The organism is Rhodococcus jostii NBRC 16295, from assembly GCF_001894825.1.
Lineage (GTDB): Bacteria > Actinomycetota > Actinomycetes > Mycobacteriales > Mycobacteriaceae > Rhodococcus_F > Rhodococcus_F jostii.
The window spans coordinates 70,553-83,578 of record NZ_BCWY01000010.1; the positions used below are offsets into that span (position 1 = coordinate 70,553).

Below are 13,026 nucleotides of genomic sequence, written 5' to 3' on the forward strand. Positions count from 1 at the left end.
GATTGTCCGGGCGGAGCGGTGCCAGTCGGTCGGAGTCGGTGACGGGTTCGCCCGAACAGGAATCCAGCGCGATCCGATCGATCTCGACGAATGACGAACCCGCGGGAAGTGCGCCACGGTCGGCCGAGGTCGTGAGCACGCAGACGGGCTGTGCGGAATCGAGCACATACCCGATCCGGTCCGTCGGGTGATCGGGATCGACCGGCACGTAGGCACCGCCGGCCTTGACGATCGCGTACATGCCCACCAGCAGGTCCGGTGAGCGCCGCATCGCCAGCCCGACACGCGATTCGGGTCCCACCCCTCTGTCGATGAGATGGCGCGCCAGACTGTTCGCGCGGCGATCGAGTTGGGAATACGACAGCGTGACGTCTCCGAACACCACAGCCACCGCATCCGGGGTGCGGGCAACCTGCGCGTCGAACAGTTCGGGCAGACACATCGCAGGCACGCGGTGCCCGGTGTCGTTCCACGTGCCGAGAACGCGGTCGCGTTCGGCGGCGTGGAGCAGGGGCAGATCACCAACCGCCTTCGCGGAGGATGCCGCGACCGAGCGCAACAGGTTCACGAATCGCTCGGCCATCGACGCGACGGTCGACTCGTCGAACAGATCGGTGGCGTAATCGAAGCCGGCCGCGAGACCACCCGGCGTACCCGCGTCACCGAACCGTTCGGTGACGGTCAGCTGGAGGTCGAATTTCGCAACATGGACATCGATTTCTGCCGCCGCGACCTCGAGGCCTGGCAGTTCTACGGAGGTCGGCGCGGTGTTCTGGAACGAGAGCATGACCTGGAACAGCGGATGACGCGCGGCGGACCGGTCGGGGCTGAGCACCTCCACGAGTCGCTCGAACGGGACGTCGGCGTGGGAGAACGCGGCAACGTCGGCGTCGCGGACCCGGTCGAGAACCTCCTCGAACGTGTCGCCCGGCTCGGCGGTCGCGCGAAGCACCAGGGTGTTGACGAACATACCCACCAGGGCGTCGAGCGCCTCCTCGCCGCGTCCGGCGACCGGGGTGCCGATGACGATGTCCGTTCCGGCGCCGAGGCGATGGAACAACACCACGAGGGCTGCGTGGGTGACCATGAACAGCGTGGCGCCGGTGCTCTGTGCCAGATCGACGAGACGCCCGTGGACGTCGGCCGGGATCGTGAATTCGACACGACCGCCCCGATGCGACATCTCGGCGGGCCGTGGCCTGTCGGTGGGCAGCTCGAGCATCTGGGACGCACCGGCGAGCACCGACTGCCAGTGGGCGATCTGCCGCGCGGACACGCTGTCCACGTCGTCTTCCGAACCCAGTAGTGCACGCTGCCAGAGGGTGTAGTCGGCGTACTGCACCGGGAGGGGCACCCAGGTGGGCGCGTGACCGGCGACGCGCGCCGTGTATGCGACCATCACGTCGGCGGCCAGCGGCGTCATGGACCAGCCGTCGGCGGCGATGTGATGAACCACGAGGACGAGGACGTGCCGGTCGGGCGCCTCCCGGAACAGTCCGGCGCGCAGCGGTGTGTCGGCGGTGAGGTCGAACCCGGCACCACCGAGGGCCGCCACCGCGGCGGTGAGCGACTGGGCGTCGACGTCGAGCGGATCCGTGTCGGCCAGCACGCTCACGGCAGGCATGATCAGCTGGTGGGGTCCGTCAGGGGTGTCGGGGAACACGGTGCGCAGCGCCTCGTGCCGTTCCTGGACATCGCCGAGCGCCGCTCGCAGAGCTTCCCGCTCGAGAGCGCCGGTGAGCCGCAGGGCGATCGGCAGGTTGTAGGCGGCCGAGGCCGTGTCGAACTGGTTGAGGAACCACATCCGTTGCTGCGCAACGGAGAGGGGCACGCGGGCGGGGCGTTCCCGCGCTTCCAGCGCCGGCCGCGAGTCGGCCTGCGGGCCGGCGTTCGACGCCGCGACCGCCAGGTGCGACACCGACGGCGACTGGAACAGGTCCCGGACCCCGATCCGCACACCGAGGGCGGCATTCACTCGGGACACGACCTGGGTGGCCATCAGCGAGTTGCCGCCGAGTTCGAAGAAACTGGTGTCGGCACTCAGTTCGGGGAGACCGAGGACGTCGCGGAAGATCCCGAGGAGGATCTCCTCGGTGACCGTTCTCGGGCGCACGATGTCGGCCGAGCGTGCGGCGAATACCGGTGCGGGCAGGGCGTTACGGTCGAGTTTGCCCGCCGGGGTCAGCGGCAGCGAATCCAACACCATGATCGACGACGGCACCATGTACCCGGGAAGACGCTCCCCGACGAACGCCGACAACACCCGGGTCTCGACGACGGCTCCCGGCGCCGGTAGCACATACGAGACCAGGCGACTGCTCCCGCTCCCGTCCTCATAGCCGACCGTGTGGGCGAACTCCACCACCGGATGCGCGGCCAGCGCGGCGTCGATCTCACCCAATTCGATCCGGAACCCCCGGATCTTCACCTGAAAATCACTGCGGCCCAGAAACTCCAGAACCGGAGGCCCGTCCGGGACGGTCACCCAGCGGACCACGTCACCCGTGCGGTACATCCGCCCGCCGGTGCCGAACGGGTTCGCCACGAACCGCTCCGCCGTCAACCCCGCCCGATGCACATACCCGCGAGCCAAGCTGGAGCCGAGGACATAGAGTTCGCCGCGCACCCCGGCCGGGACCGGACGCAACCGGTGGTCGAGGACGACGAGGTCGACACCCACGGTCGGCGACCCGATGGTGACCGGCCGCCCGGGCACCATCGGTCCGGTAGCGGACGACATGATCGTGGTCTCACTCGGACCGTACGCATTGACCACGAGCCGGCCCGGCGCCCACCGCGCCACCAACTCCGGCGGACACACATCACCCGCCACCACCACTGTTTTCAGATGATCGAGACCGCGGTGATCGAGCGACGCCAATGCCGCCGGCGTGCAAAACGCATGCGTCACCCGCTGCTCGGCGATCAGTTCGGCCAACTCGGTGCCACCGTAAATCGTGGTCGGCGCCACCACCAGGGTCGCACCCGCACACACCGCCATCACCAACTCGAACACCGACGCATCGAAACTCGGCGACGCGAAATGCAACACCCGCGAACCCGACGACACCAGCAGACGGTCCCGCTCGTCCGCCGCCAGATTCACCACACCCCGGTGCGTGACCGCCACACCCTTCGGCCGGCCCGTCGACCCCGAGGTGTAGATCACATACGCCGGATGATCGACCGACAACGCCCGCGTCCGATCGGCGTCCGTGACCGCATCCGGCGGATACGACGCCGCGGCCGCCCGAAACTCGTCGTTGTCCACGATGATCCAGTGCGTGCACTCCGGCAACCCATCCCGCAACGCGGCGGTGGTGATGCCGATCGGCGCACCACAATCCTCCAGCATGAACGCGATGCGGTCAGCCGGATAGCTCGGATCGACCGGAACGAACGCCGCCCCCGCCTTCGCCACCGCCCACACACTCGACACCGACTCCCGCGACCGCGGCAACGCCAACGCCACCACGACCTCCGGGCCGACCTGGAGGTCGATCAGTAGCCGCGCCAGCCGGTTCGACGTGTCGTCCAGGGCGCGGTAACTCAGGGTGTCGGCGGAGGTTCCGTGCCCGGGTGCGACGAGCGCCTCCCCGCCCGGGTTGCCGAGGACGGCACCCGCGAGGAGGTCGGGCAGAGTGACGGGTGCGAATCCGGCGCGGCCGGAAGCGGGAACGAGGGTGCGGCTCTCGTCGTCGTCGAGGATGCCGAGGTCGCCGACCCGTCGAGGTTCATCGGTGTCGGAGGTGAGGAACGCGCCGAGGAACCGGGTGAAGCGAGTGTGATGGGCGCGGAGGGTGTCTTCGGAGTACAGGTCGGGGTTGGCCTCGAGGTCCAGGTTGAGGCTGGTGCCGGCGACCCCGTGATAGACGTTGACCGCGAGGTCGGCGATCGGACCGGTGGACAGCAGTTCGAGCTTGCCGACGATGCTGCCGAGGGTGATCTCGTCGTGGAACAGCATGACGTTGATCAGGGGGCCGTAGAAACCCTGGAGCTCGGTAGCCGCGTCCCGCCGGATGTCGATGTGCGGGTAGCGCTGGTGGCGGAGCGCCGCGGTGACTTCCAGCCGGACCGCCGCCACCAGCTCCGCGTTCGTCATGTCCGGGCGGACGTGCAGACGTAGCGGGACGACATTGGAGACCATGCCGCCGGAGCGGCGGAGCAGCGCAGTGGTGCGGGCGGTGACGGGCAGGCTGACCGCGACCTCTTCACGTCCGGTCATCCGGGACAGGTACGCGGCGAACGCGGCAATGACCTCGAACGCGGTCGACGAGTCGTGACGGTCCGTCGCGGCCTCGAGGTGGTCGACGAGGGCGCCGGGGATCTGCCCACCCGTTGTCCGGCTTCGTGCCCGCGCGGGTGCGGAGCGGTCGACGAGGCTGTGCGGTTCACCGATCGTGGACACCCGCGCGGACCAGTACTCCTGGTCGACGCGGTAGCGCGGCGAGATCCGGTAGTCGTCGTCGACCCGGGCGACGTCGGTGAGTGCGGCCGCCGTGGACGGTGCGGCGGCACGCCCCTCGACGGCCGCGGTGTACAGCTCGGTGGTCCGGTCGACGAGCGTCATCGATCCCATGCCGTCGAGCGCGACGTGGTGAACGCGGCTGTACCAGTAATGACGATCCGGCCCGGTGCACAGGACCGCCGACGTGACGAGCCGATCGCGGCACACATCGAGCGGAGTGGTGTACTCCTGCCGCATCCACTCCTTGGCCGCCGCCCTCGGATCGGGCTCGTGCTGCAGGTCGACGAAATTGACCGACGCGTCCAGGGTCGGATCGACCAGCTGATAGGGAACTCCGTCGACCTCGACGAGGCGGAGGAAGGCGGAGCCGAGTTCCCGGCCGGCGGTGATCAACGACTCCGACAGCAACGCCACGTCGAGGACACCCACCAGTTCCACGCACTGCGCGATGGTGACGGGCACGTCGGGATCGAGCTGCTGGGCGAACCACATCCCCCGCTGAGCGGTGGAGAGTGGGAATGCACCGTCCGGAATACGACTCGCGGCGGTCACGTCACCACTCGGCACAGCTTCGACCACGTTGTCGTCCTCTTCCCACTCCGGCGGTGGGCATGGCACCCACCGGCCACCCAAGAAACTGATAGTGACCTGCGAACCTGGGAATTTACAGAACCTTACCCGGGAGTACGCTTCAGGTTCCTATCGGACGTACGGTTCAGACCGTTTCAGGGCGTCTCAGAATGTGGACGGACCGCATCTTTGCCCATGGGTGTCACGTTTCGATGCACCTAACCCAGCGCTGCCCCACTACTTCCGGAGAAGGAATGGGGCAGCGGTTGGTACCTGGTGTTATCTGGCCGCCACACCCTTGATCTTGGCAATCCGGTTGCGCAGCCCCCACTGCGTGACCTTGAGAAGCGCTTCGCGGACGATCCCGCCGCTCATCTTGGATTCACCGATTTCTCGCTCCGTGAATGTAATGGGAACCTCGCGGAGGGTAAAGCCCTCCTGGAGGGCCCGCCATGCCAGGTCCACCTGGAAGCAGTATCCGTGTGATTCCACCGCGGCGAGGTCGAGCTTCTCGAGCACCTCCCGGCGGTATGCCCGGTATCCGCCGGTGATGTCCTTGACCTTCACACCCAGCGCCACACGCGAGTAGATGTTGCCGCCGCGCGAGAGCCACTCGCGATGCTTCGGCCAGTTCACCACCGTGCCGCCCGGCACGTACCGGGATCCGAGTACCAGGTCGGCGCCCGCATCGACCTGATCGAGGAGTCGGTGCAGTTGTTCCGGCGCGTGGCTGCCGTCGGCGTCCATCTCGACGAGGACGGTGTAGTCGCGCTCGAGGCCCCAGCGGAAACCCGCGATGTACGCGGCGCCGAGCCCGTTCTTCTCCGTGCGGTGCATCACGTGGATGCGGCCGGCATCGTCGTTCGACGCGAGGGCATCCGCGACGTCGCCGGTACCGTCGGGGCTGCCGTCGTCGACGACGAGAACGTGCGTCGTGGGCAGGGCCGCGTGCAGGCGCCCCACGATCAGGCCGAGATTCTCCCGCTCGTCATACGTCGGAATGATCACCAGAGTCCGTGCGCTCGGTGCCCCGCTCTGCCCGGATTCGGTCTCCGATGCCATGAGGATCCTCCCTGCCGGCAACTGCCGGCGCCTTCTCGGTACTGCCTTGAATCGGTGTGCGAACTTCTCGTCGTCGTCGCACCACGGCGAACGCGACGGCAGCGACGGCCCCGAGGCAGAGGAGAACCTCCGGAATCGGGCCGAGCCGACTTGCCAGCGTAGTACCGGTGCGCAGCGGCACCTGCGACACCAGGGCAGCGGGGACGAAAAGTGGGGTTTCCCCCATCGTGGACCCGTCGGGGGCGATGATCGCGCTCACACCGCTGGTCGCGGCCACGACGACGGCGCGCCCGTGCTCCACGGCCCGCACCTTCGACATCGCGAGCTGCTGGTAGGTCATCTCGGTGTCACCGAACGTGGCGTTGTTGGTGGGGACGGCGAGCAGTTCCGCGCCGCTGCGGACCGACTGCTCGAACGCCCGGTCGAACGCCACCTCGTAACAGGTCGCGACGCCCACCGCGATGCCGTTCGCGTGGACGACGCCGTCCCCGTCGCCGGGAACGAAGTTGCCCGCGCGGTCGGCGTACGAGGAGAAGTGCCGGAAGAACCCGCGATACGGCAGGTACTCGCCGAACGGCTGGATGATCTTCTTGTCGTGCCGTTCCTGCGGTCCCGCATCGCCGTCCCACACGATCACCGAATTGGTGGTGGTGCGGTCGGAGTTGACGAGCACGGTCCCCACCAGGATGGGTGCGCCGATCGCCTCGGACGCCCGGGTGATGTCGGCGGCGGCATCGGCGTTGCGCAGCGGATCGATGTCGGAGGCGTTCTCCGGCCAGATCACGAGGTCGGGTTGCGGCGCCGCGCCCGACACGACGTCGGCCGCGAGTTCGAGGGTGCGGTGCACGTGGTTGTCGAGAACGCGTTTGCGCTGGTCGTTGAAGTCGAGTCCGAGTTTGGGGACGCTGCCCTGGATCGCCGCGACGGTGATCGTCCGGTCGCCCGAGTCCGTGCCCGGCAGCGTCGGCCACAGCGCCACCGACACGAGGGTCGCGGCGAGGGCGGCGACCAGGCCGCCGGCCAGTGGACGCTTCCAGTTCTCGGCACCGCGCGCCCGGGCCCTCACCGTCACGGCCACGGACGCCAGCCCGGCGCCGGTCAGCGCGACCGCGAAGCTGAGCAGCGGCGAGCCGCCGATGCTCGCGAGCGGCAGGAACCAGCCCTCCGACTGTCCGAACGCGAGCCGCCCCCACGGGAAGCCGCCGAACGGCACACTGGCGCGGAGCCATTCCGTGAGCGACCAGCACACCGCGATCCACAACGGCGCCCAGCGCAGCCGGGACACGAGGACGGCGAGCAGCCCGAACAGTCCGATGAACAGAGACTCGACCGCCGCGAGCGCAAGCCACGGAAGGGCCCCGACGAACACCCCGATCCACGGCAGCAGCGGCACGAGGAACCCGAGTCCCGCGAGGTAGCCGTAGCCGAAACCCGCGCGCAGTCGGGGTGCCGCGCCACCGGCGCCGGTCAGGACCAGCGTCAGCAGGGCAATGCCGACGGGTGCGAGAAACCACAGTGGCCGCGGCGGAAAGCCGGCGAACACGAGGAACCCCGCGGCCACCGACAGGACGGAACGCACCAGCACCCCCCGGTTACCGGTGGACCACCGCGTCACGGCGCTACCGCTCATGGACGACGCTCCCCCGGTGCACCGAACGCAGCAGCACCGGCGTCGGTGCATCGTCCTCGAGCCGCGGCAGGGCCGGCACCCGGGACCGAGGGTCGGTCGACCACCGCTGCACGGAATCCTTGGGAGCGCTGACGACGAGTTCGCCCGCATCCCACACGGCGTAGGACGCCGGCGCGCCCGGATCGAGGGTCCCGGCGAGGCCGTCGCGCACCCCGCCGGCCCGCCACGCGCCGCGGGTGGCAGCCGAGAACGCCGCACGCGGGGAGATCCCGCTGCCCGGTGTGCGGTGGTGGACGGCCGCGCGCAGCATCGCCCAGGGTTCGACCGGGGTGACCGGCGCGTCCGAGCTCAGGGCCAGCGACACCCCCGCGGAGGCGGCCCCGGCGAACGGGTTGAGAGTGAGGGCGCGCTCGGTTCCGAGGCGCTGCGCGTACAGCCCGTCCGTCCCACCCCAAAGGGCGTCGAACGCGGGCTGGACGCTGGCGATCACACCCCACTGCGCCAGCCGCGCCGCGTCGTCGCCGGTCATCATCTCGGCGTGTTCGAGCCGGTGCCCGGCCTTCGCGACCGCGGGACCGCCCAGCTCGCCCGCGACGACGGCGAATGCGTCGACTGCGGCCCGGACGGCGGCGTCGCCGATGACGTGGAATCCGGCCTGGATTCCGGCGATCGTGCAGGCTCGGATGTGGGCGGCGATCTCGTCGACGCCGAGGTAGCTCTTGCCGGTGCCGCCATCCAGATCCGCATAGGGCTCGCTGAGCCACGCGGTGTGGGAGCCGAGGGATCCGTCGATGAACAGGTCGCCGCCCAGCGCGTGGGCACCGGTGACGTTCAGCAGCTTCCGGGCCTCGTCGGCGTCGGTCACCGCTTCGCCCCAGTAGCCGCGGACCTCGACGCCGTGCGGGGTGGACAGGAGTTCACGGAAGTCGTCGAGTCCGGCGATGTCGGGCCCGCCGCACTCGTGCACCGCGACGATGCCGCGGGAGGCGATGGTGTCGAGGGCGGCGACGCGGGCGGCGGACCGCTGCTCGGCGGTCAGCAGCGACCGTGCGACGGTTCGGGCGGCGTGGTGCGCCTCGAACGTCAGCGGCCCGTCCGGGGAGAAACCGGCCGTGTCGCTCAGATCCGGGACCGACCGGCGCAGCGCGGTCGAGCACACGGCCGAGTGGACGTCGATCCGCGACAGATACACGGTGCGCCCGGGCGCGGCCTCGTCGAGCTGCGCGGTGGTCGGACCGGTTCCCTCCGGCCACCTCGACTCGTCCCAGCCGTGCCCCCAGATGACGGCGTCGGCGTGGGTGCGGGCGAATGAGGCGAGCCGGTCGAGGCATTCGCGGAGCGAGCCGACACCGACCAGGTCGAGCCCCACGATGTTCAGGCCGAGTGCCGTGACGTGCACGTGGGTGTCGACGAATGCGGGGGTGACGAAGGCGCCGCCGAGGTCGACGACGTCCGCGTCGGGGTGCAGTGCGCGGGCAGCGCGATCGTCGCCGACCCACGACACGATGCCGTCGGTCACTGCCATCGACGTGGCGTCTGGAGCAAAGGAACTGTAGATTCGGCCGCCGACCAGCAGTTGTGTAGTCACAGGCAACCAGTCTGCCTGTTAGGGCAGAACGTGGGGATCACGGGTCGGGGTTCGGGGCTCCTCGTCGATCACTTCACCCTCGAAGACCTCACCCTCGAAGACCTCGTCGACCACCTCCCCTTCGATGACCTCGCCGCGATCGCGGCGGGGTGCCCGCGCGAACGCCTCGGCGCCGGCCGCGACGGTTGCGGCGCGCCGACCTGCCAGGAGAACCACGACGGGCCGAAGCAGCCAGCGGGTGGGGGGAATGAGGAACAGCAGCCCGAGCACCGACGTGACCAGGCCGGGAACGAACATCAGGGCGGATCCCAGCGCGACGAGCGCGCCGTCGGCGACCGCGGCGCCGGGCGAGCCCTCCCCGCCCGCGGCGCGGCGCAGGCCTTCCATCACGCGACGCCACTGCGAACGCATCAGCAGCAGTCCGACCAGCGTTCCACCGAGCAGGAGGAGCACGGTCCACAGCGCGCCGATCGCATTACCGACCAGGACGAGCGCGGCGATCTCCACCACTACGTACAGCAGGAACAGTGCGGCGTACATGACGCCCCCTTTCGGACGGCCGGGTTCATCGAGGGTCTGTGGGTCAACCGTCTGATCGTTCAACGTTCGACGGCGTCGATTTTCTCCCGACCGTTGATATCGAAGCGCTCACGATCTAACCCTCAAGTTGACATTGAGACTCTGGGCATGGTGCAGTTCACTGCGATGGGGGTCTTCCGATCCCGCGCACAACGAGGAGCCGATATGACTCGTTCCACCGTCTTCCGCCGAGCCGCAATCGTTCTCGCGGCCGCAGCAGCCTTCGGCATGCTGTCGTCGGGACCGGCCTCCGCAGCACCGGTCGCCGACTTCGCGAAGGGCGCCGCCGAACTGCAGGCACTCGCCACCGAGGTCTCCCCCGCCGCATCCGCCGCGGTGGACGCCCTGCTCGGAGCCAGCGTGTTCATCCCGAAGGACGTGCTCGAAGTCGGACTCACCACACCGCAGGACTTCATGTACCCGTCCCCCACCCTCGGGTGCGGCGTCGCAGACAACCCTGCGACGGTCACTCTGGCGAGCGCCCAGGGCGGACCGAATCTTTTCCCGCAGATCACCGCGAACCAGCTGCGTTTCCAGGCCATCCCCGGCTATGTCGCGATCCCGCAGTCGTCCGATCTCAGCGTGGCCTGGATCAACCTCTCCACGTTCCAGGGCGGAATCGTCAAGCTCGACGACAAGTTGCCGATCATCAATACCCCGATCCTGTCGAAGATCGTCGACACCGGGAAGGGCACTGTCCTCGCGACCGTGTTCGGCACGGTCGGATACCCCGACGCCGTCACGTGCACGGTCGTCCCGACAGTCGGGACCTTCACCGTCTGACTGCCGACCGCTTCCCCACCCGCCGGCCTACGAGCCGGGTCGCACCAGGCCCGTCTCGTAGGCCAGCACCACGGCCTGCACCCGGTCCCGGACGTTCAACTTGGTGAGGATCCGTCCCACGTGCGATTTGATGGTCGACTCCGACAGGAACAGCTGGGCGGCGATCTCCGTGTTCGACAACCCCGTTGCCACCAGTTGCAGTACCTCCCGTTCGCGCTCGGTCAGCACGTCGAGGATCGCCGGGTCACGGCGCGGGGCCGGACCGTCGTCGAGGAACCGCGCCAGCAGTCGGCGGGTCACCTTCGGAGACACGACGGCGTCACCCGCGGCCACACTGCGAATGGCCGACACCAGGTCTTCCGACGGGGTGTCCTTGAGGAGGAAACCGCTGGCCCCGGCCCGCAACGCACCCATCGCATGCTCGTCGAGGTCGAAGGTCGTCATCACCAGCACCCGGCTCGCGACACCCGACTCCAGGATCTGCGTGGTCGCACTCACCCCGTCCACCACCGGCATCCGGACGTCCATCAACACCACATCGGGTTCGAGTTTGCGGACCGCGGCGACAGCGGCCGCGCCGTCGCTCGCCTCACCGACGACGGTGATGTCGTCCTGGGCGTCGAGCACCATGGTGAGGCCCATGCGCATCAGTTCCTGGTCGTCGACGAGTAGCACGGTGATCGGCACAGCGCCAACCTAACACCGCAGGCCTCGTACGGTTCGGTCCACCGGTTACCGGGTAGTCCTGTGCCGTGAGCTTTTCCCACGCGCTGCGATCCGCCGTCACCGGCTCGAACCCTCGGCGGGCCGCCACCTCGAGTGGCACCGCCCGGCACCCGATCAGTATCACCACCGCCTCCGTGTCTCTCGAGGAACAGCAGCGGGTGCGGGTGCGCAAGTACGTGATCGTGATGTCGCTGCGAACCCTCGCGTTCCTGCTGTCGGCAGTGGTCTACGGCGTGACCGGCAATCCGTGGGCGGCGGTGGCGATCCTCGGGGTGTCGCTTCCGCTGCCGTGGATCATCGGCCCTTTCGTCGACGACCTGCCGCCGTGGGAGAAGGCCGGGTCTTCGCGTCAGGACTCCACGAAATCGGCGTAGTCACGAGCGTATTGGGCGTTCCGGTAGCCGATGTGTCCGCGACGAGTGGTTCGACTCCACAGCCGAGGCACCTGCCGCGACACCCGAGTGGTGAATCGTTGCCTCACGGCAGAATTCGGCGCCGGTGGACTGCCCCCGTCGCCGCGCCGTCGCAATGCCTGCTGCTCCAATCACACGGCAGCGCTGCGTAACTGAAGGTCGTGTCACCCTCGCCGGCGCGCAACCGGAGCTCCGGCCCGCCCGTCCTTCCGTCGAGGCACCATCGGTCACATCATTGCTCGCCGAAGGTGCGCACCCCTATGATCGAGGTCTCGGCTAGTTGGAGTGCCCACAGATCGGGGTGTCCAGATGCGAATCGCGGATGTGTTGCGGAACAAAGGTCCGGCCGTGGTAACGGTGGATCCGGGGATGTCGGTCAGCACGCTGATCGGCGAACTCGCCAAGCACAACGTCGGAGCCCTGGTGGTGATGGAGAACGACGCCGTCGTCGGAATCGTCACCGAACGCGACGTGGTGCGCCGCATCCACGAGCGCGGCCCCGACATCTTGAACGGGCAGGTCCGGGACATCATGACGACGTCGGTGTTCGCGTGCATCCCGACCGACACCGTGGACAGTCTCGCCGAAACCATGACCGAACGCCGGATCCGGCACCTGCCGGTGATCGTCGACGGGCAGTTGGTCGGAATCGTCAGCATCGGCGACGTGGTGAAGAGCCGGATCGGTGAACTTCAGACCGAACGCGACCAACTCGAGTCGTACATCGACCACGGCTGAGCGGGGGAAGCATGTCGTTGTTCGTCGTGGAATACACGTACACACCCGAGACGTCGTCCCTTCGTGACGATCACCGGACACAACATCGAGGGTGGGTGTCCGAACTGGTCCGCCGCAAGATCGTGCGTTCGACCGGGCCGCTCGCCGACGGCCACGGTGCGCTGTTCATCGTCGACGCCGAGGACGAGGACTCCCTCGCACGTGTGTTCGCGCAGGATCCGTTCGCCCAGGAAAACCTCGTCGCGAAGGTGCACATCCGCGAATGGACGCCCGCGATGGGCGAGTTCAGCGAGTAGACGGACGTCACAACCGGTCGCGATGCCGACAGCCGTGACGGCGGCGGTCCCGCGGCCTGGGGGCTCAACCCGCGGAACCTGGATCGGGTGTGCCACCGGTGACGCGTCCGACCCTGGGCCGTCGAATTCCCGTCTTCTTTCGCGGTTAAACCGTTGATCGTCCGCAGCAATCG

The 13,026-nt window shown here is 68.5% G+C and carries 10 protein-coding genes (1 of these 10 running past the window's edge); 4 read left to right on the forward strand and 6 right to left on the reverse strand.

Annotation, left to right across the window (positions count from 1 at the left end; translation table 11 throughout):
- The 5 genes from RJ1_RS09280 to RJ1_RS09300 form a co-directional block, all read right to left on the reverse strand.
- On the reverse strand, nt 1–5,047 hold the beginning of the coding sequence (locus RJ1_RS09280) for a non-ribosomal peptide synthetase (protein ID WP_073359667.1). 26,003 nt of this gene lie to the left of the window's left edge; only the first 5,047 of its 31,050 coding nucleotides appear in the window; the start codon lies at nt 5,045–5,047; its stop codon lies off the left edge, out of view.
- A gap of 270 nt (nt 5,048–5,317) precedes the next feature.
- Complete coding sequence (locus RJ1_RS09285; protein WP_073359668.1) at nt 5,318–6,100, reverse strand: polyprenol monophosphomannose synthase; 783 nt, start codon at nt 6,098–6,100, stop codon at nt 5,318–5,320.
- Complete coding sequence (gene lnt / locus RJ1_RS09290) at nt 6,027–7,730, reverse strand: apolipoprotein N-acyltransferase (protein ID WP_073359669.1); 1,704 nt, start codon at nt 7,728–7,730, stop codon at nt 6,027–6,029. The genes RJ1_RS09285 and lnt overlap by 74 nt, the downstream gene beginning before the upstream one ends.
- The gene (locus tag RJ1_RS09295; protein WP_073359670.1) at nt 7,720–9,324 is read right to left on the reverse strand and encodes an amidohydrolase; all 1,605 of its coding nucleotides are present in this window, start codon (nt 9,322–9,324) and stop codon (nt 7,720–7,722) included. Before RJ1_RS09295 ends, lnt begins: the two co-directional genes overlap by 11 nt.
- A 12-nt stretch (nt 9,325–9,336) precedes the next feature.
- Nucleotides 9,337–9,858 carry an FxsA family protein gene (locus RJ1_RS09300; protein WP_073359671.1) on the reverse strand — a complete coding sequence of 174 codons (522 nt, stop codon included), beginning with the start codon at nt 9,856–9,858 and terminating at the stop codon, nt 9,337–9,339.
- Nucleotides 9,859–10,062: 204 nt separating this feature from the next.
- Here RJ1_RS09300 and RJ1_RS09305 point away from each other — a divergent pair, with 204 nt between their 5' ends.
- Nucleotides 10,063–10,680, forward strand: coding sequence for a hypothetical protein (locus RJ1_RS09305; RefSeq protein ID WP_073359672.1), 618 nt, complete (start codon nt 10,063–10,065; stop codon nt 10,678–10,680).
- A gap of 27 nt (nt 10,681–10,707) precedes the next feature.
- On the opposite strand, the gene RJ1_RS09310 is transcribed toward RJ1_RS09305, so the two are convergent.
- Nucleotides 10,708–11,367, reverse strand: coding sequence for a response regulator (locus RJ1_RS09310; RefSeq protein WP_073359673.1), 660 nt, complete (start codon nt 11,365–11,367; stop codon nt 10,708–10,710).
- A gap of 65 nt (nt 11,368–11,432) precedes the next feature.
- Here RJ1_RS09310 and RJ1_RS09315 point away from each other — a divergent pair, with 65 nt between their 5' ends.
- The 3 genes from RJ1_RS09315 to RJ1_RS09325 all read left to right on the forward strand — a co-directional run bounded on the left by RJ1_RS09315 (nt 11,433) and on the right by RJ1_RS09325 (nt 12,853).
- Nucleotides 11,433–11,780 (forward strand): DUF3099 domain-containing protein, encoded by a 348-nt coding sequence (locus tag RJ1_RS09315; protein ID WP_083400828.1) that lies wholly within the window; start codon nt 11,433–11,435, stop codon nt 11,778–11,780.
- 348 nt (nt 11,781–12,128) lie between these two features.
- A complete protein-coding gene (locus tag RJ1_RS09320) occupies nt 12,129–12,557 on the forward strand; it encodes a CBS domain-containing protein (RefSeq protein WP_073359674.1) in 429 nt (142 codons plus the stop codon).
- A gap of 11 nt (nt 12,558–12,568) precedes the next feature.
- Nucleotides 12,569–12,853: a YciI family protein gene (locus tag RJ1_RS09325; RefSeq protein ID WP_073359675.1), complete on the forward strand. Its 285-nt coding sequence runs from the start codon at nt 12,569–12,571 to the stop codon at nt 12,851–12,853.
- The last annotated feature ends 173 nt before the right edge of the window (nt 12,854–13,026 follow it).

What these genes read in the sequence shown, in the direction of transcription:
- RJ1_RS09320 (WP_073359674.1), top strand. Translation starts at nt 12,129, where the DNA reads ATGCGAATCGCGGATGTGTTGCGGAACAAAGGTCCGGCCGTGGTAACG.
- RJ1_RS09300 (WP_073359671.1), bottom strand. Translation starts at nt 9,858, where the DNA reads ATGTACGCCGCACTGTTCCTGCTGTACGTAGTGGTGGAGATCGCCGCG.
- RJ1_RS09305 (WP_073359672.1), top strand. Translation starts at nt 10,063, where the DNA reads ATGACTCGTTCCACCGTCTTCCGCCGAGCCGCAATCGTTCTCGCGGCC.
- RJ1_RS09325 (WP_073359675.1), top strand. Translation starts at nt 12,569, where the DNA reads ATGTCGTTGTTCGTCGTGGAATACACGTACACACCCGAGACGTCGTCC.
- RJ1_RS09285 (WP_073359668.1), bottom strand. Translation starts at nt 6,100, where the DNA reads ATGGCATCGGAGACCGAATCCGGGCAGAGCGGGGCACCGAGCGCACGG.
- lnt (WP_073359669.1), bottom strand. Translation starts at nt 7,730, where the DNA reads ATGAGCGGTAGCGCCGTGACGCGGTGGTCCACCGGTAACCGGGGGGTG.